The sequence below is a fragment of the Zoogloea sp. genome (assembly GCF_044344315.1).
Taxonomy (GTDB): domain Bacteria; phylum Pseudomonadota; class Gammaproteobacteria; order Burkholderiales; family Rhodocyclaceae; genus Zoogloea.
On sequence record NZ_JBIJDC010000031.1, the window covers coordinates 17,701 to 42,810 of the forward strand.

The window sequence follows — 25,110 nt, forward strand, 5'->3', positions numbered from 1 at the left end:
CCTGTCCTGGCTCGGCTGAGTGGTGGGTGCATCGGGCAGTGCGAAACTTGCGAGCCCGTCGGACTCAAGGCCGGCGGTGCTCATCGTTTGGCCCCTCGCTCGAGAAGACGGCGCAGGTCAGCCGCGATGGACACGAGCAGCCCTTCAAGCCGGCCAATGTTGGCGGCGTGCTCTCGCAGCACCCAGGTCTGATCCCGAATCGCGCCAAGATGATGTCTCTCCGACTTCTGGATGGCGGCGGTCTGCAGATGGATGGCTTCAGCGATCAGCAGCGCACCGGCTGCATCCGGTCGGGATGCGTTCTTGGCAAGCTCGTCGAAATCCGCCAAGGAGCGGCGAAGGGCTTCCCTCACCTCCGCCCGGGTTGCGTCAATCTCATTGGGCCGCGGGGCGGTGGTCGCCGGCCCCTTCTTCATGTTCTCGGGGGGAAGCATCGGGTGATGACCTTTCAGGTACGTGGGGGAGTGCGCTTGCGTCGCGTGATGTAGCTCAGCGGAATGCCACGCCGGACGGCTGTCTGCTGGATGACTTGGTCTTCCAGGTACGCCATGAGGTCGGTCTTCAACATGACATAGGCTCGCCCGATCTTTGCCGCCGGGATGGTGCCGTCGTTGATCAAGCGCAGTACTGTGTTGGTATGAACCTTCAGGAAGTCGGCGGCTTCATCGACATTGAGGGTGTCCATGCTCATGACGAGGTCTCCTTTGCCCCGGCCGAAGCCGGGGTGGTTGGGTTACTCGACCTTGGGGGGCGGCTCGGCAGCCGGCTCCTGCGCCGCCTTCTCGGCAGCCTGAAGCGTCTGCACGGCGGTGGAGCGAATGCCGATCACCAGGTTATCCACGCGCTCATGGGCCAGCTTGCCGAGGCCTTCCAGGACAAGATTCACCTGGGCCAGGTTGAAGGTGAAGGGGATGGGGACGTTTTGTGCGCTGGTGCTCATGATTTATAGTGGTGGTGTGAAGTCAGGGAATCCCGATCAGTGACTTGATGCGCGGATCGGTCCTGCCGGGTACTGCCGGCCGACTGGGGTTGCCGGTACTGGGCTGCGGAGCTGAAGGTGCCCCACCTCCGCCCTGGAGCGAGTCATAGACCTTCTCGGCCATGGATGCGGTGTCCCGCTCGCGACCCGGCATCGCGTTCTTGGCCACGTAGTCCATGACGAAGGCGCTCCGGGTCTTCTCGCGGGCGGAGCGCACCATCTCCCAAGCTTGCGTCTCGTTCTTGGCTACGCCCTTCTCCATCAGCCATTCCATGGTCTGCACCTCGGCCGGGGCGTGCTGGCCGCGCATGTTCTTGGATTCGGGTGCTGCATACAGTTCGGTGGCTTGGCCGTTCTTGACGCCCACCAGGCGCTCGCCGGGCTTGATCTCCTTCAGGTCGGTCTTGCCCAGGGAGTCGGCCACGCGCTTCATGTGGCTCTGCGCCATCTGGAAGACGGGTTGCCCGTCGGCGCCCATGGCCACCAGGGTCGGCTCGCCGGTCTTCGGGTCCTGGATGACGCGGGCGCTCACCGCGGCAGGCTTCCTGGCGTTGTCCGGCAGCGTGGCGTTCACCCCGTTGATGAACGACACCACCTGACCAGGGTCGCCGGTCTTGGTCACGTCGTAGAGCTTGGCCACCGATGCCACCGCGGCATCGGCATCGCTGAATACGCCCTGGCGCTTCTTCTCGGCGATGGCCCGTGGCAAGTCGTCGAGCTGGAAATCAGCCAGGGTGCTGGCGATCTCTGCTTGCTTGATCGCCGTCGATTGCTGGGTGGGCTGAAGGTCGATTTTGTTGGTCACGTCACCCTGCTCCAGGGCCACCTTGCTGCGCTTCAGATCGGTTTCCAGATCCACCAGGCCGAGGTTCGCCGTGTTCTGCTTCGCACGAAGTTTGGCGCCGGTGCGGGTCGCGTCGGCCAGAGACGGCACGGTAGAGAGCTCCGCCTGCGCCCGCTGGCGCTCCCAGTCAAAACGCTGGGCGTCCCGGTCGCGCAGTTGCTGACGGTCGCCTTCCTTGAAAAACTCATTTGCGGCCACAAGGCCAAGACCCAAGTTCATGTCTCCCCCTTACCAGTCGAACGTGCTGCCGGTGCTCATGTCGCCACCGTTGTAGATGCCGGTGTTGCTGACTTCGGACGGTCGCGATGCCGACCCGCTACCCAGCCACCCGCTTACGGACGTTGCGCCGCGTTGCAGCACCGACCCCAGCGCCCCGGCTTGTTGGCTCGCCTGGCTGTAGCCAAGATTGGCAAGCCCCATGCTGGTGTTTGCCGCCTGAGCCAGCCCGGTGGAGGCCGTTGCAGCCAGCCCCTTGCCCAGACTCAGAGCATCGGTCTTACGTGCGTAGGCGGTGTCCATGACGTTTTTTCGGGCCAGGTTCTGGGCCGTGGCACCGCTCGCGGCTTCCTGAAGGCCAAGCCGGGTCATCCCAGCCTGATAGGCAGCGCTGCTCGGGTCGAGGCCAGGGGTGCGCGTCAGTTGCTCGCGGGCCTTGGAAAACTGACCGGAGACCGTCGCCTGTGCATTTCCAGCCGCCCGGGCGTAGTTCTCGTCCGAGTCGTAGTTCTGGGCCTCGCCGACGTACTGCTTCTCCAGCGGCTGGTAGATCTCCTTGTACTGATTCCACTGGTCGCGGGCGATCTCGGCCTGGAGGCGCGAACTGTCCGCTGCGGCGCCGTTGGCAGCGCTTGCGCCGTTGTCATCGGCCAGCATGGAGCCGACGACGGTTGCGCCAACGGCTGCGGTTATTGCTGCTGACATAGCTGTTTCCTCATGGTCAGGGCCTGCCGGTAGTCGATGGTGATCTCCTGGCCGAGGCGCCCACCCTGCATCCCGTGGATGTCTTCGGTGGCCACCAGGTCAAGATCCCCGTTCGGCTTCTTGACGAAGCGGGCGTTCGGCGTGGCCGAGTGATTGGTGTAGCGCCCGGCCGGGGTGCGCTTACCGTCGATCCTGGCAGGGGCGATGACCTCGCCGGGGGCAATCTCCGCCGTAGCGAAAAGGCCCTTCCCGTCGATCAGGGAGTCCGACACGGCCACTTTGTAGTCACCGAAGGGAAACGGGATGCGGTCGCCCTGAAACTCGGTCTCTGCGCGGGCCAACTCGTGGGGGATGCCAAACTCAGCCAGGACCATCCGGTAGTCGATCCGGTCGCGCTCCACCTCAAGGGGAACACGCTGGCGCCGGCGGGCAAGGTCCTCGTCGAGGGTGGCGCTCCGAACCAGGAAGGTGGCTTCCAGGGTCTCCACGTCCGTCTCGTCCGTGGCGTAGATGTTCTGCCACACCATGTCCTCGTGGATGTAGCCGACCTTCTGCCCGGGCTTGCCAACGAAGATCATCGGTGCCACCAACTCGGTGGTGCCGCCCTTGTCGTTCAGGATCGTGACGCGCCCCTTTAGAAAGATGTTCATGTGCTCGAAGCGCTGGAAGTGGCCGACGGCAAACGTGCCGGCCGGCATCGTCACCTCGCGGATGTAGAGCCCCGGGCCAAAGCGGTGGATCACGGGGCATGGCACCTGCTCCAGGTCGAGCAGTTTGCGTTCCAGGGCCTCGATGTTCTGGATCGCCATGGGGTGCGTCAGGGCGGCCTTGATGGCGTCGTCCCAAGAGCCGAAGCGCTCGGACATGAAGGGGTCGGCAACCAGCAGGCTGGCCAGGTCGGTGGTGGGTGTACTCATTGCGCCTCCCGCGGCGTCACCAGCCGGTCGACGTCGTCGGCATTCCACAGCAGGCGGCCGTTCGGGAGCTTGACGGCTGGTGTCAGGCCAAGGAAATTTCCTTTCCGATACAGGACTGTCCTGATAGTGACTGTCTGGACGCGTGCGAGGCGGGCGAGCTCGGGGGTGGAGTAATGCCGCTGGAGAGAGGGAGAAGGGGCGGTCATCGTCGGTCCTCGGTGATGTCGATTTCCGCCGATAATCGCCCCCGAATTTCTATTCGACCCCTTCCGATTGGCGCTTCGTGAGTACCTGCAGCAGAAACGCTTTCAGCGGGTCGGGTGGCTTCGGCTCTGCCTTCCTGACCCACCGGGCCGTCTGCTTGTGCCCGATGCGCTCCACCCGCTCCATGTCGAGAAGGCTGCCCAGGGCATCGATGGTTTGCTTGTAGCCCAGGCCGGCCAGGCGGGCCACGTCTCGGCCACGGAGCGGGACCGGGGACGCCTGGACGACATCGAAGACCTTGCGGCGGATGGTCTGGCGGTTGAGGAGGTGAAGGGCGGTCAAGTCTGGATCTCCCAGGTCTATCTATTTTGGATAGTTCTCAAATTCTCCCCCTCTCTCACACCCCCACTGGCCAAAGGGCAGAATGCCTAGGAATATAGGTAGGAAAGAGAGAGAAGAGAATTAGAGAATTTTCTTTTGAATCCCAGTGCTGGCGCGGGTTTCCTGGTTCTCCCGCAGTCGAGAACTACCCGAGAACTTGAGATCTTCCCCCTGGCCAAGTGGGGGAAATTCTCCGAGAACTAGGGGCAAATTCTCCTACCGCTGGAGAACGTAGAGAACCTTGTCCTTGCCACTACTGGGGACCTTGATCACTTCAATCTGCTGCGACTCCAGCAGCGTTGAAATCAGGTCTTGAAACTCCTTGGCTTTCATCTTCATCAGCTTCAAGAGCTTCGCGTGCGGCATGTAGCCCTGCTGCAGATCGTCCGAAAACTTCCTATCGTCGGCGTACTTTCGAGGATTGCCGATGATCTCCACCACTCGCTTGCACTGGCGGTCGAAATCCGTTTCGTGCATCTCTCGCCCCATGCGCTGAAGCATGCTTTCAATGCTCCATCGGACAAAACGATGTGCCCAATCGATGTGGCGGGTCGTGATGGTTCTGCCGTCGCCGACGGCGAGGACTCCCGCAACCCGAATCATCAGCTCCTCTGATCTGGACCACATGGCTGCAAACTCGCCCAGCGCGTCATTGGCCATCGCGGTCGCGAGATCGACCATAAGTTCATGAGCTCCGTCGTCGTAGCCAATTGCTCCACTGGGCCCAAAGTTGCCGAACTGGGCATTGATCTCTCGCTCAAGGTCCGCCGGCACCTGGTCGTCCACGAATCGATTGATCGGCTCCATACCGACAGCCTCGACGAACAAAAAGCGGTTCATGAGCCCGGATTCAACGGACCGGCGGTTCAGCGCTTCCATCAGCTCAGTGGATGTCGTGGTGCCCATCACACACAGGTAGGGGTTCTCGATCGGATCGATATTGAGCTTGGCATCTGAGTAGCACCGGCCGGTATAGACGCTCCTCCCCAGGCCGAAAAGGCTCAAGATCTCCTTTGTCAGCTCCTTGAGGTGAATCGACCCGTGGTCTGCAAGTGCCGCCTGCAGGAACATCCCAAACTCATCAGTGAGCAGAAGCCGGTTCGGTTCGACCGCCATGGCTCGAAGCAGCGCTGGTCCAGACGCGACCCCCTCAACCACTCCACCGATGCGGCCTACGATCTTGACCAGGCGCTTCACCCCGCGGCGAGGTTCTTCCTTCCCCTTGCCTGTTTCGCCGATCATACAAGTGTAGAGGTTCAGGGCGGTATTGCTGCCCTCCACCCAGGAGGTCCCACGGATCAGAAACGAAGCCGTGATCAGGGCGGCCACGATCGCGTAGCTTTTAACCCCGCATCGAGACGCTGCAAGAACATGTTCGGCCATCCGCCCAACAAGCCCCGGCGGAAAGTCGAGATCGAACGAAGGCGCTGGTGCCTCTGGAAGCTGCGGTAATGCGGGGAGTTGGGGGAGGGGCTGCCCCTGCCCGAGGATGCCCGAGGTGTCCGCCCCCCCCATGCGCGCCGCGTTGCTCATCGGATTGAGCCACCCGGCCCGCTGCGCTTCGGCAAAGACCGCCTGGTAGCTAGTCGTGGCCGGATGGAACGTGTCCCACTGGCGTGCATCAGGTGGTTGCCACTTGTCCGAAGTTTGGGACCACTCCAGCCACAGCGCCCGGCCCGGCTCGCCGATGGTCTTGAGCGCGTGCCCCATCCTCACCCACGTGTCGCGATCATCGGCCCGCAGCGCCGTCAATGCGCTGCGCAGGTCTCTTTGGACAGCCGCATCCACATACTGCGCTGGGGCGGCCTCTGGCGTGGTCGTGGGGGCATTGCTCGCCATGCCCTTGTGCATGGGAGCAAGTCGCGACGCCACGAAGTCGGATAGGTCGCAGGGCTCCCCGATCCCGGCCCCCTCGCCCGTGACGGTGAAAAATCGCCCGGCTGCATAGGCTTCGATCCCGGTCGAGTTGCTGCCTAGGGCGGGGAAGTGGGGGCCGTAGCCGATCGCGTGATAGCCGCGCCCGCTGGGGCTGGTTTCGGTGTAGCCCGGCAGGTCGGGCACCAGGTCGCCCAGCTCGGGTCGGTCAGGCACGTTGTCGAGGTCAACACCCTGCCAGCACCCCCCCTCCTCATCGGGACCAAGCGCGAAGCCAAGGCCGGTATAGGCGCCGGATTTCAGCACCATCACGGCCTGATCGAAGGTCACCAGCCGGGCGCGGTCGGTTTCGGTGTCCGCTCCGCCGCGCCTCGCGCCGTCGGCGTAGTAGGGGACCTTGCGCGGCTTGCCCGTGCCGTACCGTTCGGCTCGCCACACCAGCCAGCGTCGGGCCTGCTTCATGATCTCCGGGACATCGGCGAAGGCGTCGTCAGCTATGCCAGGCTCTGAGCTCTGGAGGGAGTCGGGGATGGTGGGATTCATCGCTCGCCCCCCTTGCTGACCTTGTGCGGTTTGCCTGCGCCGAACGTCCCGGCCTGCTTTATGGACTCGAGCGCGTCGCCGAGGGCGCCTCCTTTCTGCGGCGTCAGGGTGTAGAGGGCGAACCTGTGGAGGTTCCCGGACTCGGTCGGCGCCGTCGTCCAGACGGTGTCGATGCGAAACCCAAGGCTGCGAAGCTCCAGGACGCGCTGCGCCGGGTGCGGGCAGTCGAGCCAGCGGCGGGCTTCAACAGTGGTCAGGGCGGCGAGGTGCAGGGCCTCAAGGATGCGTGCGCGTTGGGCCGATGCGCCGTTGCCCGGGTGACGGGCGGCGATGGCCTGGAGCAGCAATCGAGGGAGTCGCGCTGGCTCAGGGTCCTCTGAGCTGTCCCCACCGTCGTCGTCCTGGTGGTCGATGATGGTGGGTGCCGAGGTCCCAGCAGATCCGCCGGCCTCGGTGCAGTCGGTCGGCTTCTGGGGCTCGTTGATCGGTTCGTAGACCGTGAAGAAGGCGACCCCGCCACCTGTCCTCGGCTTGCAGTCAAGGCGCCGGCTGCAGCCCTTTGGTGGCCGCTCGCTGGAGTCGAACCAGGCGACAACGTGGGCGCGCTTGCCGCGACGATGGCCACGGGTGAGGGTGGTAGAATTGGCGCTGTCCGGGCGCTGGCTTTCGTGGTTTGAAGGCTGGCGCTTTTTCATTGCGCTGGAGCCTTTGGGGCGGCGGATCACTTTGGACCCCATTATGCAGTCGCCCCGGATTCATGCGTGCGACGCTCCAACCAGGCCTCCAGGTCTGCGCGGCGATACCGTACCTTGCGGCCGATCTTCAGATAGGGGAGGTTGTAGCGGCCCGTACTGCGCCAGACAGAGAGTGTGCCGGGAGAGACGTCAAGAAGCGCTGCTGCTGCAATATCGTCCAACAGATCGGGGTTGGGCGTAATGGCGGCCCGCGTGGTCCGGGCCGGCGTGTTGGTCTGAGTTTGCATGGTTCGCATCCGTGTAGTCCCGCTGTTGTGCGGTATGGGTGCGAACTTTGAATTAACAGTGATCCGAAAAAACCAATTGGCTGTTTATTTCCGAATTGGTTCTAATCGATCCGGCGGTCAAGTGCCAAGGGGATTTGCTTCAAAATGGTTGAGACCGTCCCAAGAGAGAGCTTTGCGCCGATCATCTCTGTTGCTTCAACGATCCGCTGTGCCGTCCCTCGCTCGGAATGGTTGATGTCCGCTTTTTCGCACAGCGCCGCAACCACGATCAGCGCGGAGTTGTACTTCTTGGTTTCGGAAGACTGGCGCGGAGGCGGGGGGGGCTGATCAATCCCACGTCCGATTGCATCGAGATCCGGGAGCTTGTCAGTACGCCAACCGAAGACGGAGTAAGGACTTCCTAACCCGCGAGCGACTTCCCGGGGGGGTAGGCCAATCCGGCCCCCGGCTTGCCATGCGTACTCAGCCGCCAGTGCATCAAGGGCGACGTGCCTTGCAGTCTCGTCGGCCAGCAGAAAGCGGCCGAAACGATCCCATGTGTAGATGCCATTTTCAACTGCGCTGGCCAGTGTTCCAACAGGGTACCCAAGTTCAAGAAGATCGCCGAGACGGACAAAGGGATTGCCATCATAGTCGTCCTCGTCCGGAGGAGTGTTTTGTGTATTCGTCATTGGAATATGGAGTGTCAGGCACGCCGCCTTGTGAAAGGGTGCGGCGTGCTTTTCCTATATCTCGCAGCGGTACTCAGGCAGCAACCGATGAGCCGGTAAGCTGAGCAAGAGCCTGGTCGAGCAGGTCGCGGGCTGCCCAGGCGGCATCCTGCAGGGTCTCCCGCTCATGCTCGCTGGGGTCGAAGGCCCCCAAGAGGCTGACGACAGCCTTTGCTTGCGCGAGGCTGCGGATGACTTGTTCGAGGTTGTTGTCCAAAATAGAGGTAGCCATGGGTGAAGTTCCTTTTCACGTTGTGGTCAGGGCCGTCAGGTGTTGCAGCACCTGGTCGGCCCGATTCGCCTGAAACCGTCAGGCAGCGGTGTTTATTCAGCTGGAGATCCGCGGCATGGCGCCCGGTCCTTCTCTTTCTGGGTAAGGCAGCTCAGACGGCCGAATGCTCTTTCAGCCACTCACGCAGCGCGTCATTCATTCGGGTTTGCCACCCAGCTCCGCCAGCCCTGAAGGCGGCGAGAACATCGCGATCAATCCGAATGGCGACCTGCTCCTTAGAGCCAGTTCCAGCTGGCCGGCCGCGACCCCGGCGGGCGGCTTCAACACCGGCGCGCAGCTCATCGTCAGTGGCCGGCCGGTCGTCTTCATCCTTACCGTCCCAGACATAATCCTGATCGTGAGTCAGGGTACGCACAGCGGACAGCACCTGATTACGGTTCATCGCATTCGTTTTCGAGCCAGGCATCGTACACCTCACGTTCTGGGCCGCTTGCGCGGCGAAAGCTGATAACTCGCGTGGTTTGGTCACGCTCGACATGAACCACCGTCAAAACGGCCAAGAAGCCCATCGCGTAGGACAACGATTGAACCCGGAGCTCACCGCCGCGCGTTACGGGAATGTCCAATCGAAAACGCGATTCCAGCACCTCACCCGCATCAAAAAAATCCAATCCATGCTTCGCAAGGTTGCTTTGGCGCTTTGCCTCATCCCAAGTGTAGGGTGGTTGCATTTATTTATTGTAGATGCGTTATTTTGACGGGTCAAGAATATTTGTCGATGCAATAATTGGGCTCAAGCAGCACGCAGCCCCGGCGCCCATCCCTCGCCCAGCTGCTTGATGCCGCAGCAAGGTGGTCAGGCTGCGCCTCGCTTCGTCGGCAGCGGTAGCACGGTCGCCCCTTCCTTCAGGCCGGCCGCCTCCAGCATCGCCGCGGTGGCGGTGTTCACTGACTGGCGAACCGGATCAAGGTCGAGGCGCGCATAGATGGCGGTGGCCTGATGCGTCTTGTGGTTCAGGCTCTTGCCGATGATCGACAGCGAGGCGCCGGTCTTCGCCTGCCAGCTGCCCAGGGTGCGGCGCAGGTCGTGAATCCGAAGATCGGTCATGGAGAAGTCGGCGGGGTTGATCTGGGCGTTCAGGGCTTCGGCGTGATACCGCTCCTCGGCGGGGGATAGTCCCTGCTCCAGCAGGGTATCGGCCTCCTGGCGGGCGGCATCATCCAGCTTGAGCGCTTCCAGCAGGCTGAGCAGGCTGGCGGTGCGCAGGATCGTCGACCACGCCCTTTTCGGCTCCACAAGGTGGCCAGTCTTCCCGGTGCCGGGGAAAACGAAGGGAGAGGTATCGGCGTGATCCTGGCGGGCGCGCAGCACCATGACGGCTTCGGGTGACAACGGGACGTTCTGCGGCGTGCCGTTCTTCGTGTTGCCGATGCGCCACACGGCACCGGGCAAATCGAGGTCACGCCAGGCCATCGCCTGCACATTGGAGCGGCGGGCGCCGGTCAGGAGAGACAGGAGGAAGTAATCGGATTGGCCGGATCTCGCAACGGCGTCGAGCAGGTGGGGTAGCTCATGGCTCTGTGCGAAGCGGTCCCGGTCAGTCGCGGGGTTCTTCTGGACACGGCTGGCCGGGTTCGGTCCGGAGAAGACTTCCTGGTCGATCATGTAGGTGAAGACCGACGACACAACGGCTATTGCCCGGTCCGCCTGTGCAGCGCTCTTGGCCGTGGTCTTCTTGTGGATCGCCTTCAGGTCGGTCCGCTGGATCTGGGACAGCTTCTTTGCCTTGATGGGGGAGAGGTACATCCGGAACACGTCTTGGTAGTCCCGCTTCGTGCGTTCCCCCAGGGGCGAGCCATCGCGCTTGCGCTTGCCGGTCAGAAAGTCGTCGAAGGCTTCGGCAAAGGTTGGCTCCTCACGGACCGCACGGCGGACCTTCGCCGGGCTCGCGCCGGTCTCGATCTCGGCGTTCACCGCTGCAGCCGCTGCACGGGCCTGCTCCACCGTCATGGCCGGGAATCGACCCAGGGTTATGCGTTCCGGTCCGCCACCCTTGGTGCGCCGGTACATGGAAAAGGTCTTGACCCCGCCGGACGTGACGCGCAACTGCAAGCCGGGCGTCTTGGTGTCGTGATAGGTCGCCCGCTCGCCTGCTGCCGGGAGCGGAAGTTCAGTGATCTTGGCCTTGCCAAAGAGAAACCGGGTCTTGTCGTTCATCACCTTGCCCCTGTGTGCTGATTGGTCTGGGGTTACGCTGGGGTTACGGTTCCGGTAAAAAACGAGCAAATTTCGTGTAACCCCGTTAAGGTGAGTATAGGGCGAAACCCTTTGTTTGTGCGGGTTAGTTAAGGTCGGGGCATCTAAATTAAGGTTGGAGCCTTCTAATTCGTAATGCGAAGGTCACCAGTTCGATTCCGGTCAGCGGCACCAACAGAAAAAGCACTTAGGCCAACTCTTCGGGGTTGGCCTTTTGTTTTTTGGCGCACGCAACGGAGAGGCCGTATTCCGTGGCTGCCTGCCACATGAATACGGCCTCGCATGGGATGGACTGCTTTCCGGCTATCTGGTTGCTGGCACCTTGCGGCCCTTGCCCCCGGATCCGGAAGAGCCCCGAAACTTGCAGGTGCTCAGGCCGTCAATTCAAGCAGCTTGCCAAAGGCGGTGGCGAACTGGGCGAGGCCTTCTTGCTGGAGGCGTTCGCCCAGCACGTTCAGGTCGATACCCTGGGCGTCCAGGGCAGCAATGTGGGCGCTGGCTGCATCAATCTCGCTGGCCACGGTGTTGCCGCTCACCACGCCGTGATCCAGGAAGGCGGCGAGGGTGGCGTCGGGCAGGGTGTTGACGGTTTCCGGGCCGATCAGTGGTTCGACGTACATCAGGTCGGGGTAGGCCGGGTTCTTGGTGCCGGTGCTGGCCCACAGCATGCTCTGGGGGCGTGCGCCCCGGGCGGCGAGGGCGGCAAAGCCGGCGCCGTGGAAACGGGCCAGGTAGTGCTGGTAGGCCTGGCGGGCGAGAGCGACGCCAGCCTTGCCGCGCAGGGCCAGGGCGGCGTCGCTGCCCTTTTCTTCGAGAAGCTTGTCCACCAGGGTTTCCCAGCGGGACAGGAACACGCTGGCGACCGAGCGCACCTTGCTCACATCACCACCCCTGGCGGCCAGGGCCTCCAGGCCACGCTGGTAGGCGCCGGCCACGGCATCCACGTGGGCGAGGGAGAACATCAGGGTGACGTTGAGGCTGAGTCCTTCGCCGGTCAGGGTCTCAATGGCGCGGATGCCGGCCGCGGTGGCGGGGACCTTCACCAGCAGGTTGTCCCGGGCCACGGCGGCGCGCAGGCGGCGGGCCGCCGCGACGGTACCGGCGTCATCGTCGGCGAGGGCCGGCGAGACTTCGAGGCTCACGTAGCCGGCGTCGCCCTGGCTGGCATCGAACACCGGCCGGATCACGTCGCAGGCACGCTGGACGTCTTCGATGACCAGGCGCTCGTAACGCTGCTCGGCGCTCAGGTTCTCGCCGCGCATGGCGTCCAGAGCCGGGCGGTAGTCTTTTCCCTCGGCGATGGCCTTGTGGAAGATCGCCGGGTTGGTGGTCACGCCGGCCACGCCCTGCTCGATATGCCGGGCAAGGTGACCTTCATTGATCAGGGAGCGGGAGAGGTTGTCGAGCCAGATTTGCTGGCCGGCAGCGCGAGCGGCTTGGATCGGATTCATGGACGAAGAACCTGGAGGCGATGATGGGTGGAATGAGCCTGACATTCTGGCGGAATCGGCAGGGGGATGAAAGGAAGTTCGTCAGGGCGGCGGCCAGTGGATCTCGAAGTGGCCAGGCTCGCCGGTGGGCCGGGCAGCACCCCCTGCGATCGACGGCAGACGGTTGAGGAACTCGGGTTCTCCCTTGAGGCTGCCTTTGAAGCTGGGCGTGCGGCCAGGCGCTGCCTCGCCGCTGCCGTTGGCGATCACGTCGCCAGCAAGGGTGCGCAGCGTGTAGCGGAAGTGTCCGTCCCGGGCCGTAAGCTGAATCTCGTAGTCGCCGAACCTGCGCCCGGGGAAAAGCGCGGCGCGGGCACCGCGCCAAAGCACGCGGGCTTCGCCGCTGCAGGCGCCGTTGGGGGCGCAGTGCCAACGCGGTGCAGCGATGCTCAGGTCGCCTTGCCAGCCGGCCCGGGCAACCGGGTGAGGGATCGGCGTGAGGGCGGCGTCGGCGGGGGCGTGGAGTGTCAGGTCGGTTACATCCAGCCCTGCGATGCCGGCCTCGATGCGTCCGATCGGCGTGCCACTGCTGGAGAAGGTCCAGGCCGCCGCGAGCCGCGCGAGGGCGCCAATGTCGAAATCCCAGGCCACGGGCAGCCAGGGCGACAGGCTGCGACCGCTCGCGTCACGGCTCGCCAGGATGCCACGGCCCTGCCATAGGGTGCCTTCGGCGCGTTGCAGGCGCAGGCCCTCGGCGGTGAAGTGGGCCAGCAGACCGTCCACCAGGCTGGCCGGCGCCTTGACCACCAGAAAGCCCAGGCCCAGGGCCAGCAGGAGAAGCAGCTTCCTCAGCATCGCCGCTCAGGGGCTCGCCGGGCTGGCCAGCACAGCATCCACGCTGGCCAGACTGCCCTGGCGCTGGATCTCCATGCGCACTACGCGCAGACCCTGGTCCTTCTGGAGGGTGGCGAGCCAGGCTACCAGCGCGTCGAAGCGGGCCTGCCCCTTCAGGTGCAAGCCTTCGCCGCCGCCCTGCACGCCAATCTCCAGACCGCGACTCTTTGCCGATGCCTGAACCGCCGCGAGCAGCGCAGGGCCGTCGGGGTGGGCGGCTTGCGGCGCGGCGCGCAGGCGGTTGATCTCGGTGGCGGCCTCCTGGACCTGGTTCAGGCTGGCTTCGGCGCGAGGCAGCCTGCGTGCCAGGCGCTGCCCTTCGGCGCGGCTCCAGTCGAGCAGGCCGACCGCCGCGCCAATCGTCACGACGGTCGCGGCGATCATTACCAGCCGCTGCTCCCGCGGGCTGATGGCCTGCCAGTGGCTGTGGAGATGGGCGATCGGGCCGGATACGGCTTTGCGGGGGGCGTTCATTGCAGATTCTCCTGGCGCAGCAGCAGGTGTGTGGCGCTGCCTTCCTGGCGCAGGTTGGCGAGCAGGCCACGGCTGGCCAGCAGCCCGACCAGGGCCTCGGCACGGGCGGCAGCGGGGCCGCTCAGGGTCAGGTCGAGGCGGCCTTCTTCAAAGCGCAAGGCGGCGATGCCATCGGTGGCGTCGGTGCCCAGGGCCTCGGCGGCCTGGGCCAGCAGGGCCAGGGCGTCGTCATCGCGGAGCAGGCCATGGCGGGCCCGTTCGACGTTCAGTTGCTGGCGCATCTGGGCGGCAGGGGCGACCACCGGTGCATTGGGGAAGGCGCTGCGATAGACCCTTTCGATACGCGATTCGAAACCGCCCAGAACATGTCGCTGCCACAGCACCTCACCCACATTGGTGGCCAGCCAGAGGCCCAGTGCAGCCATCGCCAGCAGGGCGGGGGCGCGCAGTCGGCCGATCCACGCCGCGCCCTGGTCGCGGCCGGCGAACTCGCCGTGGAGCAGGTTGGTGGCCTGGCGCTCGTTTCCCTGCCACCACAGGTAGGGCGCGGCGGGGCGCAGGCTCAGGCCGCTTTCGGCCTGGGCGGCAGCGAGGTCGAGGGCGGGGCTTCCCGGGGCAGAATGCACGTCGACTTGGGCAGGGGCGGCGTTGGCTGCCCGGGCGCTGGCGGCCTGGGCGGCCAGCAGCGGAATCAGGATGTCCCGGTCGAGAGCCAGCCCGGCGCCCGTGCCGGTGCGCAGGATGGCGCCTTCGGCGCACAGGCTGAGATGCCAGGCTGCGTCGTCGGCTGGGGCGCTCTGCAGTTCGGCCACGATCCGCCGAGGCACTCGCCCGATGGCAGCGAACTGGGCCATCAGGTTGCGCAGGCGCTCCCGGGAGATGACCAGCACGCCGGCCAGGTCGCGCTCGCCATCATCTGCGGGGCGACGGTGGCTGAGGGTGAGGTGCTGGGTGTCCGGGTCCTTCAGCAGCCGGTCTTCAAGGGCGTAACTCAACAGGCGCGGCAGGTCACGGCGGGCGCCGCGGGGCAGCAGCACATCCAGCCACAGGCACTGGGCGCCGGTCAGCACAACCGTGCATTCGTCGGCGGCCGGCCAGTGGCGGGGGGCGGAGTGCCCTTCGGAGAGGGGCTGGCCGTCGGGCCCGAGGAGCACCCAGGCACATTCGGGGCGGGTCGGCCAGTGTTCGTCGATGGCAAGGAGGAGGCGGGTCATAGCAGTTTCTGCCAAACGATGGTGGACCATTTCTGGCCCGTGGGGCGGTACAGGAGGACTTCCATGCGCACCATGGATACGCCGAAACGGGCGCGGCCGGTGGCCAGGAAGTGACGGCTCTGGACGTCCAGGCTGGTGGTGTTGGCAGGGAGGTTGCGGTTCTCGAGCCAGGCATCGACGCTGGCCACGCTGGTGAACCAGGCCCGGCTGCGTTCGACGGCCATGATGCGGGCGGTGTCCAGGGGCAGGTCGGCAATGGCCGCCGCCAGCACCTCCGGCGGGGCCGTGTTGACGTTGATCAGGCTGTCGCTGCCCGGCAGGGCGGCCACGAAGGGGGTCAGGCGGGCCACCAGAGCGGGGCTGAAACCGCGCACTTGGGTCAGTTCTCCAACGCTGGCCAGCGGCCCGTTGGCCGGGCTGCGGGGAGGTTGCTGGGTGCTGTACCAGGAGGACTCGGCGCCGCCCGGAAGGGTCGGGCTGTCATTCCGGTCGAGCCAGTCGATCAAGGCGTTGGTGAGATCCAGGGCTTCGGAGTCTCCCACCCCAAGCAACTTCAGCAGACGCAGGAACTGGTCCCGCTCCTGCAGTGTGGGGCCATCGATCTGGACCAGCTTGTTGAGGTTGATGCGACCGGACAGATCCTGCAGCTCACCGCTGACTTCGCCTTCTTCCACCGGCGTCGGCGGCACCTTCACGGCCCAGGCCTCGCCCAGGTGGTCCACGTTGTTGCGGCTGACATCTTCGGCCAACACGTTGCGCGCCCAGTCCACAGCGCCGCGCGCCAGCTGGCGGGCCTGGGCCTGGTCGTGACGACCGACCACCTGATCCATGGCCACCCCCAGGTCGCCCACGGCAGCGGCGGCGATGCCGGCGACGAGGGCCACGGTGAGCAGCGCGAGGATCACCGCCGCGCCCCGTTGGGGGCCGGCAGTGGCAGGAGAGTGCATAGGGCGGGAGCTCATCAGCGCAGGGCGATCAGCCGCGTGAGGGTGCCCACGTCGGCCAGGTCGAGTTCAAGGATGATGGCGTCGGGCAGCAGGCTGCGGCGGTCTGCCGGGGGCCAGGCGTCGGTCCGCACGTTGTCGAGCAGGAAACGCCAGCGCATGCCGCGCACGCCGTCGAGCAGGGGATCGACGCTGGGCTGGCCGAGGGCCTCGCGGCCGCTCCAGCGCAGCCATTCGAGGCGCCCGTCCACCAGGCGGAAGCCCACCCGGCGCACACCCCGGGCATCGTCAAGGCGCAGGAACTGGAGCTCCGGCCCGCCGCTGGCCGTGCGGCCGAGGATCATGCCCGGTGCGGCCAGGCTGGCGCCTTCACTTGGAAGGCTGGAAGCGGATGCGGCAGGGGAGACGACCTGCTGCAGATCGGTATCGATGCGCTGCATGCTGCGGCCGATGGCCCGCCAGCGCTCGAAGCCCGCCTCCAAGTGGGTGCGGCTGGTGGCCACTTCGGCGAGCCCGCGGTAAGACAGGACACCCAGCACCGCAAAGATGGCCAGGGCCACCATCAGCTCGATCAGGGTCAGGCCGCGCTGGGCCGGGGCGGCGCGTTTCATCGCAGGGGCCGGGCCACGTAGCCGGTAAGCCGGGCGATGGCGTGGGTGTCGGATTCGGGGGCGAAGACGCTCACGTCCACCCGGCGGAACAGGGGGTTGGCGGTGGTCTTGACCTCTTCGCGCCAGCGGTAGGTTCGCCCGGCTTGATCGGCTGTACCCTCGTTGGTGCCGGCGCCGGGCCAGGCGCCGGTCGCGCGAAGCTCTGCCAGACGGTTCTCGGCCACCCAGTCGCCCACCATGCGTTCGCGCAGCTCGGCGGCGCTCTGGGCAGTAACGCCCATGGCGCGGAAGGCGGCGGTCAGGGCAATGGCCAGGATGGCCAGGGCAACCAGGGTTTCCAGCAGGGTGAAGCCGCGGGCGCGGCCGGGCTGCCGCCTCATGAGGCGGTCCGGCCCGGCATCTGCAGCAGCACCTCGCCATTGGCCTTGCCGGTCAGGCGGGCTTCGCCGCCGGGGGTGGTGACGCGCAGCTCGTATTCCGGCGCCTGGGAGCCGAACTGCAAGCGGGTGGCGCTGGTCTCGCTGCCCCCTTCCAGGCGCAGCCCAGCCCAGGCCAGCCCCGCGGGAAAAGCCTTTTCGGTGAACACCGGCGGGTCGTTGAGGGGGCGCCAGTTGTCGTCGGGGTCGAGGGCCGAGAAGCGGTAGCCGTCGGAGAGCAGTTCCAGGGCAATCGGCCGGCCACGCACGATGGCCCGGTCGGCGGTGGCCTCGAGAACCAGGCGCAGGCGCTTGAGGGCTTGGTCGGCATCACGTCCGCGCAGGCTGTCCAGGCCGATGCTCAGGCCGGTGGCCATGATGCCCATGATCACCAGCACGACCATCACCTCGATGAGGGTGAAGCCGGTGCTGCGCCGCCGTCGGGGCGCGGTGTTCATGGGACGGAAAAGCACTACAGGCTCCAGGAGCCGATGTCGGCGTCGAAGCCTTCACCGCCGGTGACACCGTCAGCGCCGAAGCTCATCACATCCACCTCGCCCTTGAGGCCGGGCATGACGTACTGGTAGGGCTTGCCCCAGGGGTCGAGGGGCAGCTTGTCCAGGTAGGACTTCCAGTTCTCGGGGACCGGGGCGGTGGTGGGCTTGGTGACGAGGGCCTGCAGGCCCTGTTCGCCGCTGGGATAGCGGCGGTTGTCGAGCTTGTAGAGCTTGAGGGCCTGCATGATGGCCGAGATATCCTGGCGCGCGGCAACGACCCGGGCTTCGTCCGGGCGGCTCATGACCTTGGGCACCACCAGCGCGGCCAGCACGCCGAGGATGACGATCACGACCATCACTTCGATCAGGGTGAAGCCGCGGCTGCGGCGCAGGGTCTTGAGCATTGTGGTTTCCTTATTTCATCAGGGTGTTGATTTCGATGATGGGCTGCATCACGGCCATCACGATGAGCAGCACGAAGCCACCCATGGCCAGCAGCAGGACGGGCTCGAGCAGGGCGGTGAGGGTGGCGGTGCGGTTTTCCAGTTCGGCCTGCTGCAGTTTGGCGGCCCGGTCGAGGAGCTCGTCGATGCGGCCGGTGGCCTCGCCGTTGGCCAGCATGTGGATCAGCAGCGGCGGAAACTGGCGGCTGGCACCGAGGGCCTTCGACAGGGGCTGGCCTTCGCGCACCCGCTCGGCGGCCACGCCCACCGCATCGGCCAGGGGCAGACGGCTGATCACCTGGCGGCCGGCCTCCAGCGCGGCCAGCAGGGGCACGCCGCTCCCGGCCAGGATGGCCAGGGTGCTGGCAAAGCGGGTGGCGTCGAGGGTGCGCAGATGGCGGCCCAGTACCGGCAGGCCGAGCAGCCAGGCATCCCAGCGGCGGCGCACGCTGGTGTCGCGCAGGGCCGCACGGCCGGTGAAGAAGGCACCGGCCAGGGCCAGCACCATCAGCCAGCCCCATTCCCGCAGCAGGGTGCTGACCAGGATCAGGCTGCGCGTGAGCAGGGGCAGGGCCTGCTTGCCCTGCTGGAAGACGGACACCACCTGGGGCACCACATAGGTCATCAGGCCGACGATGACCAGCACGGCCACCCCTGCGACGATGGCCGGGTAGAGCAGGGCCTGGAGGGTCTTGGTGCGCAGGGCGTGGCTGCGGTCCAGATAGTCGGCCAGTTGGTTCATGACCTTGGCCAGCTCGCCGGATTTCTCGCCCGCCGCCACCGAGGCCCGGTACAGGGTGGAGAAGGCCTGGGGATAGCGGTCGAGGGCGGCGCGCAGGCTGTAGCCGGCCAGGATCTCGGAGCGCACGCCGGCCAGCAGCTGTCGGGTGCCCTCGGTCTCGGCTTGCTCGATGAGGGCTGCCAGGGCCTGCTCGACGGTCAGGCCGGAGGCCAGCAGGGTGGCCCACTGGCGGGTCAGCAGGGTGAGGTCGGCATCCCGGAGCTTGCGCCGGACCGTCTTGTTGCCGGTGGCACCGTGGGCCACCGACGCCACTTCCAGCGGATAGAGGCCGCGTTCGCGGAGCAGGCCGCGGGCGGCCTTGCCGGTATCGGCTTCGAGGACACCGGCGGCTTCCTTGCCGGCAGCGTCGAGGGCGCGGTAGCGGAAGGCGGTCATTCGCGGGTAACGCGGAGCAGTTCTTCGGCCGAGGTCTGCCCGTTGGCGAGCAGGCGCAGGCCGTCGTCACGCAGGCTGCGGGTGCCGTTGGCGATGGCGTGGGCGCGCAGTTGGGCTTCGCCGGCGCCGGTGTGGATCAGGCGCTGGAAGGTCTCGTCGGCGACGATGAGTTCGTAGATGCCGCTGCGCCCCGCGTAGCCGGTACGGGAGCATTCCGGGCAGCCGGTGGCGTGCCACAGCTGCGCCGGGGTGTCCGGCCCGATCAGCTCGCGATCGGCCGCGCTGCTGGGGCTGGCGCTGCGGCAGGCGGTGCACAGCTTGCGCACCAGGCGCTGGGCCAGCACGCCACGCAGGGTGGAGGCTAGCAGGAAGGGCTCGACACCCATGTCCACCAGTCGGGTGACGGCCGAGGCAGCGTCGTTGGTGTGCAGGGTGGCCAGCACCAGGTGGCCGGTGAGGCTGGCCTGCACGGCGATCTGGGCGGTTTCCAGGTCGCGGATCTCACCGATCATGATCACGTCCGGGTCCTGGCGCAGGATGGCGCGCAGGGCCTTGGCGAAGCTTAGCTCGATGCGCGGATTGACCTGGATCTGGCCGACGCCGGGCAGGTCGTACTCGACCGGATCCTCGACGGTGACGATGTTGCGGCGCTTCGCGTCCATGCCCTGCAGGGCGGCGTAGAGGGTGGTGCTCTTGCCCGAGCCGGTGGGGCCGGTGACGAGGAGGATGCCGTGGGGCTCCTTGAGCAGCTCGGCGAAGGGCCTCACGGTGTCGCTGGCCATGCCCAGGCTGTCCAGGCTGCGCTGGCCGCTGCCCTTGTCGAGCAGGCGCAGCACAATGCGCTCGCCGTGGGTGGTGGGCAGGGTTGAGACACGCACGTCCACCTGGCGGCCGGCCAGGCGCAGGGCGATGCGGCCATCCTGGGGCAGGCGCTTTTCGGCGATGTCCAGGCTGGCCATGATCTTGATGCGCGAGGCCATGGCGGCGTGGAGGGCCCGGTGAGGTTGGGCCACGTCCACCAGCACGCCGTCGCGGCGGAAGCGCACCACCGAATTGCGCTCGTAGGGCTCGATGTGGATGTCGCTGGCCTGCTGGCGCACCGCCTGGGTGAGCAGCGCGTTGATCATGCGGATGATCGGCGCGTCGTCCTGGGTGTCGAGGAGATCCTCCACCGTCGGCAGCTCGGTCATCAGCTGGGTGAGATCCACCTCCTGGCCCACGTCGGCGACCACCTCGGCGGCGTTGTCGTCGGTGCCGGAGTAGGTCTCGGCGAGGCGTGCTTCGAAGGCGGCACGGCCTATGCATTCAATCTGCAGCGGCAGCCCCAGGCTGCGCCGCACTTCGGCCACCGCCGTCAGGTCGGCCCCTTCACGCATGACCACCTCGGCGTGCTCGCTGCCCAGGGCGGCCACGAGGATGCCATGGGCCTTGGCGAAGGCGTAGGGCAGGGCGGGGGCGCTCATGGGGTGTAGGTGGGCCCGGCCTGCTGGGGCACGTGCGGGACCACCTGGGGTGACGGGGGCAGGGGCTCTTGCGGGCGGTTGTAGGGCACTGCCGGCGGCGGGCTGCCTGGCGGCGGGAGTTGCGGCGGGTTGGTCTCGCCACGCATCAGCGCATCGGCCCTGTCATTGGCGCGCTGCTGCCCGATCACGTAGTTGTAACGGTCGGCGGAGATGCCCTGGATGCTGGCCGCGTCACGCAGGATGACCGGGCGCAGGAAGACAATCAGGTTGGTCTTGCCGCGCTTGCGCGAGTCGTAGCGGAAGAACTGGCCGAGATAGGGAATGTCGCCAAGCAGCGGGACTTTCTCCTGGCCGCCGCTGTAGGTGTCTTCCACCAGGCCACCCAGGGCGATCATGGCGCCGTCGTCCACCAGCACGGTGGATTCGATGGAGCGCTTGGTGGTAGTGGGGCCGGTGGTGCTGGTGGCGGTGGAGTCGATCACCGAGGAGGCTTCCTGGTAGATCTGCAGGCGCACCGTGCCGCCTTCCGAGATCTGCGGCTTGACCTTCAGGGTCAGGCCCACGTCGCGGCGCTCGACGGTGGTGAAGGGGTTGGCGGTAGCCGTGTTGCCGGTGGTGGCATAGGTGCCGGTGACAAAGGGCACGTTGCGGCCGACGACGATCTTGGCCTCCTCGTTGTCCAGGGTGACGAGGTTGGGTGTGGACAGGATGTTGGCCTTGGTGTCCGACTCGAGGAAGCGGGCCAGCATGTTGAGGTTGGCGATCTCGCGCCCGCCGACAGTGATGGTGCCGCCACCCAGCAGCAGGTTGAGACCGTTGCCGGGGAGGGCGGTGGAGCTGCTGGAGGCCAGGCTGGTGGCCAGGTTGAGGATGTTGTTGCCGCCGCTGTTGAAGGTGGTGCCGCCGAAGGCGGTGGTCGAGCCAAGCTTGCCGGCCTGCCACTGGATGCCGATCTCGGCGGCCCGCTCGGTGCTGACTTCGGTGATCAGGGCTTCCACATAGACCTGTGCGCGGCGCCGGTCGAGCTGGTCGATGACCTTGCGCACGTTGTTGTAGATGGCGTCCGGGGCGGTGATGATCAGGGCGTTGCTCATCGGGTCGGCCTGGACGATGCCGTTGCCGGTGGCCCCCATGCCGGTGCCGGAGGTGCTGCTATTGCTGCTGCCGAAGGACGAGGTGCTGCCGACACCGCTGCTGCTGCCGGTGGAGGTGCCACTGCTGCTGCCCGTGGAGGTGGGGGCGAAGCTGCTGCCGGATGTGCTGCTGCCGGTGCTGCCCTGGCCGGTGTTGCCGGCTTCGCCGGAGAGTACCGCGCGCAGGGTTTGGGCGACCTTGGTCGCTTCGGCGTTCTTCAGGTACACCACGTGGATGTTGCCGGCGGCACCAGGCTGGTCCAGGTTGGCCACCAGCTGGCGCACGGCGTTGAGCTTGGAGGGGTTTTCGGAGCGAACCAGCAGGCTGTTGGTGCGCGGGTCGCCGATTACCGAGACGCGCTGGCTGGCGTCACCGCCGACACCGGGCGTGCCGCCGACATTGCCGCTACCGGTGTCGTTGAGCAGGCGATTGACCGTTTGGGCGAGGTCGAGTGCCGAGGCATGCTTGAGGTTGATGACCCGCATGTCGCCCTGGGGGACGTCGATGGATTCGATGATGCGGGCAATGCGGCCGATGTTCTCGGCGTAGTCGGTGACTACCAGGGAGTTGTTGCCCGGGTAGGCGGTGACGGTGTTGTTGGGGGACACCAGGGGGCGGATCACCGGCACCAGCTGGGAGGCCGATTCGTGATGCAGGGTGAACACCTGGGTGGTCAGGCGGTCACCGCCGCCAGCGCCCTGGCCCTTGCCCACCGGCACGGCATGCAGCTTGGCATCGGCCTCGGGAACGATCTTGGTAACGCCCTGGCCCTCGATGGCCGCGTAGCCCTGCAGACGCAGGGCCGAGAGCAGGATGGAGTAGCTCAGGTTGCGCGGCACCGGGCGCGCCGTGACGATGTTGAGGGTGCCCTTGACCCGCGGGTCCACCACGAAGTTGCGTCCCGAGATCCGGGAGATGGCCTGGATCACTGCGCCGATCTCGGCATTCACGAAGTTGAGGGACACCGTCTCGCCGGTGCCCGCTTCGTTGGCCAGGGCCGGTGCGGCCGGCAGGGCGAGGGGCAGGGCGACGGTGGTGGCGAGACAGGCGGCAAGAAGCCGGCGGGCGAACCCCGGGTTGCAGCGGGCGTGTTTCATTGGCTGGGGACGGGTTGGACCTGAAAGCCGGCGGGAAGGCCGATGGGAGAGGGGCGCGGGCCCGAGTCCGGTGCTTCGGTATTGTTTTCGGTGAAGGATGAGGGCTGCAGCTGGGGCAACTGGGCGATGCCGGCCGGCAGGGGGGGGCTGCTGCCGGGTGCGCCACCGACGCTGCCCCGCTCGGTGAGGCGGACGGTCTGGCGCGCGGCACCGCCGGTGGTGATCTCGATGCTCTCGGCCGATACCCGGGCAAGACGCACACCGGGCTGGAACTCCTGGCCCTCGACGATGCCCTGCTGGGGGCCGCCATCGACACTCAGTACGGCCCAGCCCGGGCGGCCGCCACTTCCCGTCACCACCGCCTGCAGGGCGTAGCGGCTGGGGGCGGCGATAGCCATCCCGGCAGGGCCGGCGCCCTGGGCAGCGTTGCCCATCAGGTGTCGGCTGGCAATGGCCTGGGCGGCGAGCTGGGGGTCGCTGGGGCTGACTACCGGCAGTGCCGGGGGGCGTGGGGCGCTGAAACGCCAGAACAGATCGGCTCCCACCCAGGCCGTGACGGCCAGCGCCGCACCCCAGGCAAGCGCGGGGCCGATGCGCATGGCGAGCTGCCAGTTCAGGCGGGTTGGATCGAAACGGTCGGCGAGCTTCATCGGGGGCACGGCACAAAAGGCCGACAATCTTAGCCGGCCTGTGTTACGGGCGAAAGCTCCGTTTTGTCGCGGCGTGTTTGCGTGCCCTGCCGACAGCAAGCGAATTGCTGTCGCCCTGGGGGCGCGTGCCGCTGATGGAGGCAATCCGCCTGTCGGTACTGCCGTTGCAAACCTTGTTCCCGGCGCCATGGGCTGTGCCACACCTGAGTCAGATTGCTCCGGCGTCACGGCGGGTCACGAGGGTGGCCGGGAGGGCCGCCTGCCAGCCCAGGGCATCCACCACGCGGGCGAAGTCCCCGTCGAGGGGGGCGAGCATATCCAGGGGCTGTCCGCTGACGGGGTGGACCAGTTGCATCCGGGCACACGCCAGCAGCATGCGCTGGCAGCCGAAGAGTTCCTGGAACAGACGGTTGTGGCGGCCCTTGCCGAAGGTGGCATCGCCGATGATCGGGTGGGCGATGTGCTTGAGGTGACGGCGGATCTGGTGACGGCGTCCGGTAAGGGGGCTCAGTTCGACCAGGGCGTAGCGGCTGGTCGGGTAGCGGTCGACGGCATGGGGGAGTTCGCAGGTGGCCAGACGCCGGAAGTCCGTGATGGCGTCCTGAGCGTCGTCGGCGCTGCGGCTGCCAACCCATTCGGCGTCGTCCCGGCGGCGGGTGAGCGCATGGTCAATGCGCCCCTGCTCGGCCGGGTGGCCGCGCACCACGGCCAGGTAGGTCTTGCTCACTTCCTGGCGTTCGAACTGGCCGCCCAGGTGGCGGGCACTGTCCTTGTCCAGCGCAAAGACCAGCACGCCGGAGGTGCCTCGGTCGAGCCGGTGGGCGGGGTGGACGTGACGACCGAGCTGGTCGCGCAGCAGTTGCACGGCAAAGCGGGTTTCATGACGATCCAGCTCGCTGCGGTGGACCAGCAGGCCTGAGGGCTTGTGGATGGCGACCATGTGGTCGTCCTGATAGAGGATGGGCAGCATGGGCGGAATGGTAACCGCGGATGGTGCTAGGGTGCGCCGCCTATGGAGAGGGCTGCTCTGCGGCATGTTGCAGTGAACCAAGTGCTACGGGCTGAGTCATACTCGCCCTATGCAGAATACCTTTACCGTCTCTCCGGACAGCGTGCTGGCGTGCATCCACGCAGCGCTTCCCCCTCAACGCCATAACCAGCGGAACCTGCCCGGGCTGGCGAAGCGTTTGTCCAATCTTGTGCTGGCCGAGCATCTTCCGGATCGTCTGGATGCCTGGCGTTCAATGACTGCCTGGCTTTCCGGCGGATCCCTGTGGAACGACGTCTATATTGACTCCGCTGACGTGCACGGGTCGGCGACCCAGCGTTTTGCCGTGCTGATGGATGTTTTGGCGGCCAATCCGGCGCTGGCAGCGGCCGTTCGCGGCGCGCTGCGCTGCATCCTCGAGGAAACCGAGGGCGCCAACCTGTTTGGCGAGGTCGGCATCCCCAGCGACCGGGGCTTCCTGTCGGAGTTCGGCGACCGCCTCACGTCCAAGCTGATTCCCTCGCCCCGGGACGATCACGACCTCGGGCACCTGATGAGCCGCAGCTACCAGAGCCGGCGTGACCTGACCCTGATCCGCGGGCTGCAGCCCTCCACCTTGCAGCGCGCGGTGGACATCCTGTTTCCGGCAGATGCACCGGAGATGACTGCGGCCATGGAGTGCGCCATGGCGGATGGCTTCCGTCTGCTCCTCGCCCGGGTGCAGGGCCAGGGGCTGTCCCTCAAGCTGCGGGCCCGCAGCCAGCCCGGGCCGGTGGCCCGGTCGCCGTTCAAGCGTCTCGCCGATAGTGGCGAGAACCTGCTGTGTGCGTGGG

The 25,110-nt window shown here is 66.4% G+C and carries 31 protein-coding genes; 1 reads left to right on the forward strand and 30 read right to left on the reverse strand.

Annotated elements, in window-relative coordinates; translation table 11 throughout:
- Window positions 1-80 precede the first annotated feature (80 nt).
- The 30 genes from ACIQ09_RS08945 to ACIQ09_RS09090 form a co-directional block, all read right to left on the reverse strand.
- The gene (locus ACIQ09_RS08945) at window positions 81-434 is read right to left on the reverse strand and encodes a hypothetical protein (protein ID WP_398308336.1); all 354 of its coding nucleotides are present in this window, start codon (window positions 432-434) and stop codon (window positions 81-83) included.
- Between the two features lie 14 nt (window positions 435-448).
- Window positions 449-691 carry a helix-turn-helix domain-containing protein gene (locus tag ACIQ09_RS08950; protein ID WP_398308338.1) on the reverse strand — a complete coding sequence of 81 codons (243 nt, stop codon included), beginning with the start codon at window positions 689-691 and terminating at the stop codon, window positions 449-451.
- Between the two features lie 42 nt (window positions 692-733).
- On the reverse strand, window positions 734-940 hold the full coding sequence (locus ACIQ09_RS08955) for a hypothetical protein (RefSeq protein ID WP_398308340.1): 207 nt from the start codon (window positions 938-940) through the stop codon (window positions 734-736).
- 22 nt (window positions 941-962) lie between these two features.
- Window positions 963-2,042 carry a hypothetical protein gene (locus ACIQ09_RS08960; RefSeq protein WP_398308342.1) on the reverse strand — a complete coding sequence of 360 codons (1,080 nt, stop codon included), beginning with the start codon at window positions 2,040-2,042 and terminating at the stop codon, window positions 963-965.
- A 9-nt stretch (window positions 2,043-2,051) separates the two neighbouring features.
- Window positions 2,052-2,744, reverse strand: coding sequence for a hypothetical protein (locus ACIQ09_RS08965; RefSeq protein WP_398308344.1), 693 nt, complete (start codon window positions 2,742-2,744; stop codon window positions 2,052-2,054).
- Window positions 2,729-3,661: a hypothetical protein gene (locus ACIQ09_RS08970; protein WP_398308346.1), complete on the reverse strand. Its 933-nt coding sequence runs from the start codon at window positions 3,659-3,661 to the stop codon at window positions 2,729-2,731. The genes ACIQ09_RS08965 and ACIQ09_RS08970 overlap by 16 nt, the downstream gene beginning before the upstream one ends.
- Window positions 3,658-3,867: a DNA-binding protein gene (locus ACIQ09_RS08975; RefSeq protein WP_398308348.1), complete on the reverse strand. Its 210-nt coding sequence runs from the start codon at window positions 3,865-3,867 to the stop codon at window positions 3,658-3,660. Before ACIQ09_RS08975 ends, ACIQ09_RS08970 begins: the two co-directional genes overlap by 4 nt.
- A gap of 49 nt (window positions 3,868-3,916) precedes the next feature.
- Window positions 3,917-4,207, reverse strand: coding sequence for a hypothetical protein (locus tag ACIQ09_RS08980; protein ID WP_398308350.1), 291 nt, complete (start codon window positions 4,205-4,207; stop codon window positions 3,917-3,919).
- A gap of 255 nt (window positions 4,208-4,462) precedes the next feature.
- Window positions 4,463-6,664 (reverse strand): DUF3987 domain-containing protein, encoded by a 2,202-nt coding sequence (locus tag ACIQ09_RS08985; RefSeq protein WP_398308352.1) that lies wholly within the window; start codon window positions 6,662-6,664, stop codon window positions 4,463-4,465.
- The gene (locus ACIQ09_RS08990; protein WP_398308354.1) at window positions 6,661-7,401 is read right to left on the reverse strand and encodes a helix-turn-helix domain-containing protein; all 741 of its coding nucleotides are present in this window, start codon (window positions 7,399-7,401) and stop codon (window positions 6,661-6,663) included. Before ACIQ09_RS08990 ends, ACIQ09_RS08985 begins: the two co-directional genes overlap by 4 nt.
- Window positions 7,401-7,646, reverse strand: coding sequence for a helix-turn-helix domain-containing protein (locus tag ACIQ09_RS08995; RefSeq protein WP_398308356.1), 246 nt, complete (start codon window positions 7,644-7,646; stop codon window positions 7,401-7,403). Before ACIQ09_RS08995 ends, ACIQ09_RS08990 begins: the two co-directional genes overlap by 1 nt.
- A gap of 101 nt (window positions 7,647-7,747) precedes the next feature.
- Window positions 7,748-8,317, reverse strand: a complete 570-nt coding sequence (locus ACIQ09_RS09000) for a hypothetical protein (protein ID WP_398308358.1) — start codon at window positions 8,315-8,317, stop codon at window positions 7,748-7,750.
- 73 nt (window positions 8,318-8,390) lie between these two features.
- Entirely contained in the window at window positions 8,391-8,588 is a 198-nt protein-coding gene (locus tag ACIQ09_RS09005) for a hypothetical protein (protein ID WP_398308360.1), read from the reverse strand.
- A gap of 151 nt (window positions 8,589-8,739) precedes the next feature.
- Window positions 8,740-9,030, reverse strand: a complete 291-nt coding sequence (locus ACIQ09_RS09010; protein ID WP_398308362.1) for a BrnA antitoxin family protein — start codon at window positions 9,028-9,030, stop codon at window positions 8,740-8,742.
- The gene (locus ACIQ09_RS09015; protein ID WP_398308364.1) at window positions 9,020-9,319 is read right to left on the reverse strand and encodes a BrnT family toxin; all 300 of its coding nucleotides are present in this window, start codon (window positions 9,317-9,319) and stop codon (window positions 9,020-9,022) included. Before ACIQ09_RS09015 ends, ACIQ09_RS09010 begins: the two co-directional genes overlap by 11 nt.
- A gap of 125 nt (window positions 9,320-9,444) precedes the next feature.
- Window positions 9,445-10,806, reverse strand: a complete 1,362-nt coding sequence (locus tag ACIQ09_RS09020) for a tyrosine-type recombinase/integrase (protein ID WP_398308366.1) — start codon at window positions 10,804-10,806, stop codon at window positions 9,445-9,447.
- A gap of 410 nt (window positions 10,807-11,216) precedes the next feature.
- The gene (tal, locus tag ACIQ09_RS09025) at window positions 11,217-12,296 is read right to left on the reverse strand and encodes a transaldolase (RefSeq protein WP_398308368.1); all 1,080 of its coding nucleotides are present in this window, start codon (window positions 12,294-12,296) and stop codon (window positions 11,217-11,219) included.
- A gap of 81 nt (window positions 12,297-12,377) precedes the next feature.
- Window positions 12,378-13,130 (reverse strand): type II secretion system protein N, encoded by a 753-nt coding sequence (gspN, locus tag ACIQ09_RS09030; protein ID WP_398308370.1) that lies wholly within the window; start codon window positions 13,128-13,130, stop codon window positions 12,378-12,380.
- 6 nt (window positions 13,131-13,136) lie between these two features.
- A complete protein-coding gene (gspM, locus tag ACIQ09_RS09035; protein ID WP_398308372.1) occupies window positions 13,137-13,643 on the reverse strand; it encodes a type II secretion system protein GspM in 507 nt (168 codons plus the stop codon).
- Window positions 13,640-14,857 (reverse strand): type II secretion system protein GspL, encoded by a 1,218-nt coding sequence (gene gspL / locus ACIQ09_RS09040; protein ID WP_398308374.1) that lies wholly within the window; start codon window positions 14,855-14,857, stop codon window positions 13,640-13,642. Before gspL ends, gspM begins: the two co-directional genes overlap by 4 nt.
- The gene (gene gspK, locus ACIQ09_RS09045) at window positions 14,854-15,804 is read right to left on the reverse strand and encodes a type II secretion system minor pseudopilin GspK (RefSeq protein WP_398308376.1); all 951 of its coding nucleotides are present in this window, start codon (window positions 15,802-15,804) and stop codon (window positions 14,854-14,856) included. The genes gspL and gspK overlap by 4 nt, the downstream gene beginning before the upstream one ends.
- A 14-nt stretch (window positions 15,805-15,818) precedes the next feature.
- Window positions 15,819-16,412 (reverse strand): type II secretion system minor pseudopilin GspJ, encoded by a 594-nt coding sequence (gene gspJ / locus ACIQ09_RS09050; RefSeq protein WP_398308378.1) that lies wholly within the window; start codon window positions 16,410-16,412, stop codon window positions 15,819-15,821.
- On the reverse strand, window positions 16,409-16,792 hold the full coding sequence (gspI, locus tag ACIQ09_RS09055) for a type II secretion system minor pseudopilin GspI (RefSeq protein ID WP_398308380.1): 384 nt from the start codon (window positions 16,790-16,792) through the stop codon (window positions 16,409-16,411). The genes gspJ and gspI overlap by 4 nt, the downstream gene beginning before the upstream one ends.
- The gene (locus tag ACIQ09_RS09060; RefSeq protein ID WP_398308382.1) at window positions 16,789-17,301 is read right to left on the reverse strand and encodes a GspH/FimT family pseudopilin; all 513 of its coding nucleotides are present in this window, start codon (window positions 17,299-17,301) and stop codon (window positions 16,789-16,791) included. Before ACIQ09_RS09060 ends, gspI begins: the two co-directional genes overlap by 4 nt.
- Entirely contained in the window at window positions 17,301-17,729 is a 429-nt protein-coding gene (gspG, locus tag ACIQ09_RS09065; RefSeq protein WP_398308384.1) for a type II secretion system major pseudopilin GspG, read from the reverse strand. The genes ACIQ09_RS09060 and gspG overlap by 1 nt, the downstream gene beginning before the upstream one ends.
- Window positions 17,730-17,739: 10 nt before the next feature.
- Window positions 17,740-18,945 carry a type II secretion system inner membrane protein GspF gene (gene gspF, locus ACIQ09_RS09070; protein WP_398308386.1) on the reverse strand — a complete coding sequence of 402 codons (1,206 nt, stop codon included), beginning with the start codon at window positions 18,943-18,945 and terminating at the stop codon, window positions 17,740-17,742.
- The gene (gene gspE / locus ACIQ09_RS09075) at window positions 18,942-20,408 is read right to left on the reverse strand and encodes a type II secretion system ATPase GspE (RefSeq protein WP_398308388.1); all 1,467 of its coding nucleotides are present in this window, start codon (window positions 20,406-20,408) and stop codon (window positions 18,942-18,944) included. The genes gspF and gspE overlap by 4 nt, the downstream gene beginning before the upstream one ends.
- Window positions 20,405-22,639 (reverse strand): type II secretion system secretin GspD, encoded by a 2,235-nt coding sequence (gene gspD, locus ACIQ09_RS09080; RefSeq protein WP_398308390.1) that lies wholly within the window; start codon window positions 22,637-22,639, stop codon window positions 20,405-20,407. Before gspD ends, gspE begins: the two co-directional genes overlap by 4 nt.
- Entirely contained in the window at window positions 22,636-23,289 is a 654-nt protein-coding gene (locus tag ACIQ09_RS09085; protein WP_398308392.1) for a type II secretion system protein N, read from the reverse strand. The genes gspD and ACIQ09_RS09085 overlap by 4 nt, the downstream gene beginning before the upstream one ends.
- Window positions 23,290-23,497: 208 nt before the next feature.
- On the reverse strand, window positions 23,498-24,259 hold the full coding sequence (locus ACIQ09_RS09090; protein WP_398308394.1) for a tRNA pseudouridine(65) synthase TruC: 762 nt from the start codon (window positions 24,257-24,259) through the stop codon (window positions 23,498-23,500).
- Between the two features lie 109 nt (window positions 24,260-24,368).
- Between ACIQ09_RS09090 and ACIQ09_RS09095 the strand changes: the two genes are divergently transcribed.
- The coding region (locus tag ACIQ09_RS09095) for a hypothetical protein (protein ID WP_398308396.1) at window positions 24,369-25,110 on the forward strand (742 nt) is incomplete at its 3' end.

Bases quoted from the DNA above. Each gene is read 5' to 3' on its own strand.
- ACIQ09_RS08945 (WP_398308336.1), bottom strand. From the start codon at position 434: ATGCTTCCCCCCGAGAACATGAAGAAGGGGCCGGCGACCACCGCCCCG.
- ACIQ09_RS08950 (WP_398308338.1), bottom strand. From the start codon at position 691: ATGAGCATGGACACCCTCAATGTCGATGAAGCCGCCGACTTCCTGAAG.
- ACIQ09_RS08955 (WP_398308340.1), bottom strand. From the start codon at position 940: ATGAGCACCAGCGCACAAAACGTCCCCATCCCCTTCACCTTCAACCTG.
- ACIQ09_RS08960 (WP_398308342.1), bottom strand. From the start codon at position 2,042: ATGAACTTGGGTCTTGGCCTTGTGGCCGCAAATGAGTTTTTCAAGGAA.
- ACIQ09_RS08965 (WP_398308344.1), bottom strand. From the start codon at position 2,744: ATGTCAGCAGCAATAACCGCAGCCGTTGGCGCAACCGTCGTCGGCTCC.
- ACIQ09_RS08970 (WP_398308346.1), bottom strand. From the start codon at position 3,661: ATGAGTACACCCACCACCGACCTGGCCAGCCTGCTGGTTGCCGACCCC.
- ACIQ09_RS08975 (WP_398308348.1), bottom strand. From the start codon at position 3,867: ATGACCGCCCCTTCTCCCTCTCTCCAGCGGCATTACTCCACCCCCGAG.
- ACIQ09_RS08985 (WP_398308352.1), bottom strand. From the start codon at position 6,664: ATGAATCCCACCATCCCCGACTCCCTCCAGAGCTCAGAGCCTGGCATA.
- ACIQ09_RS08990 (WP_398308354.1), bottom strand. From the start codon at position 7,401: ATGGGGTCCAAAGTGATCCGCCGCCCCAAAGGCTCCAGCGCAATGAAA.
- ACIQ09_RS08995 (WP_398308356.1), bottom strand. From the start codon at position 7,646: ATGCAAACTCAGACCAACACGCCGGCCCGGACCACGCGGGCCGCCATT.
- ACIQ09_RS09000 (WP_398308358.1), bottom strand. From the start codon at position 8,317: ATGACGAATACACAAAACACTCCTCCGGACGAGGACGACTATGATGGC.
- ACIQ09_RS09005 (WP_398308360.1), bottom strand. From the start codon at position 8,588: ATGGCTACCTCTATTTTGGACAACAACCTCGAACAAGTCATCCGCAGC.
- ACIQ09_RS09010 (WP_398308362.1), bottom strand. From the start codon at position 9,030: ATGAACCGTAATCAGGTGCTGTCCGCTGTGCGTACCCTGACTCACGAT.
- ACIQ09_RS09015 (WP_398308364.1), bottom strand. From the start codon at position 9,319: ATGCAACCACCCTACACTTGGGATGAGGCAAAGCGCCAAAGCAACCTT.
- ACIQ09_RS09020 (WP_398308366.1), bottom strand. From the start codon at position 10,806: ATGAACGACAAGACCCGGTTTCTCTTTGGCAAGGCCAAGATCACTGAA.
- tal (WP_398308368.1), bottom strand. From the start codon at position 12,296: ATGAATCCGATCCAAGCCGCTCGCGCTGCCGGCCAGCAAATCTGGCTC.
- gspN (WP_398308370.1), bottom strand. From the start codon at position 13,130: ATGCTGAGGAAGCTGCTTCTCCTGCTGGCCCTGGGCCTGGGCTTTCTG.
- gspM (WP_398308372.1), bottom strand. From the start codon at position 13,643: ATGAACGCCCCCCGCAAAGCCGTATCCGGCCCGATCGCCCATCTCCAC.
- gspL (WP_398308374.1), bottom strand. From the start codon at position 14,857: ATGACCCGCCTCCTCCTTGCCATCGACGAACACTGGCCGACCCGCCCC.
- gspK (WP_398308376.1), bottom strand. From the start codon at position 15,804: ATGCACTCTCCTGCCACTGCCGGCCCCCAACGGGGCGCGGCGGTGATC.
- gspJ (WP_398308378.1), bottom strand. From the start codon at position 16,412: ATGAAACGCGCCGCCCCGGCCCAGCGCGGCCTGACCCTGATCGAGCTG.
- gspI (WP_398308380.1), bottom strand. From the start codon at position 16,792: ATGAGGCGGCAGCCCGGCCGCGCCCGCGGCTTCACCCTGCTGGAAACC.
- gspG (WP_398308384.1), bottom strand. From the start codon at position 17,729: ATGCTCAAGACCCTGCGCCGCAGCCGCGGCTTCACCCTGATCGAAGTG.
- gspF (WP_398308386.1), bottom strand. From the start codon at position 18,945: ATGACCGCCTTCCGCTACCGCGCCCTCGACGCTGCCGGCAAGGAAGCC.
- gspE (WP_398308388.1), bottom strand. From the start codon at position 20,408: ATGAGCGCCCCCGCCCTGCCCTACGCCTTCGCCAAGGCCCATGGCATC.
- gspD (WP_398308390.1), bottom strand. From the start codon at position 22,639: ATGAAACACGCCCGCTGCAACCCGGGGTTCGCCCGCCGGCTTCTTGCC.
- ACIQ09_RS09085 (WP_398308392.1), bottom strand. From the start codon at position 23,289: ATGAAGCTCGCCGACCGTTTCGATCCAACCCGCCTGAACTGGCAGCTC.
- ACIQ09_RS09090 (WP_398308394.1), bottom strand. From the start codon at position 24,259: ATGCTGCCCATCCTCTATCAGGACGACCACATGGTCGCCATCCACAAG.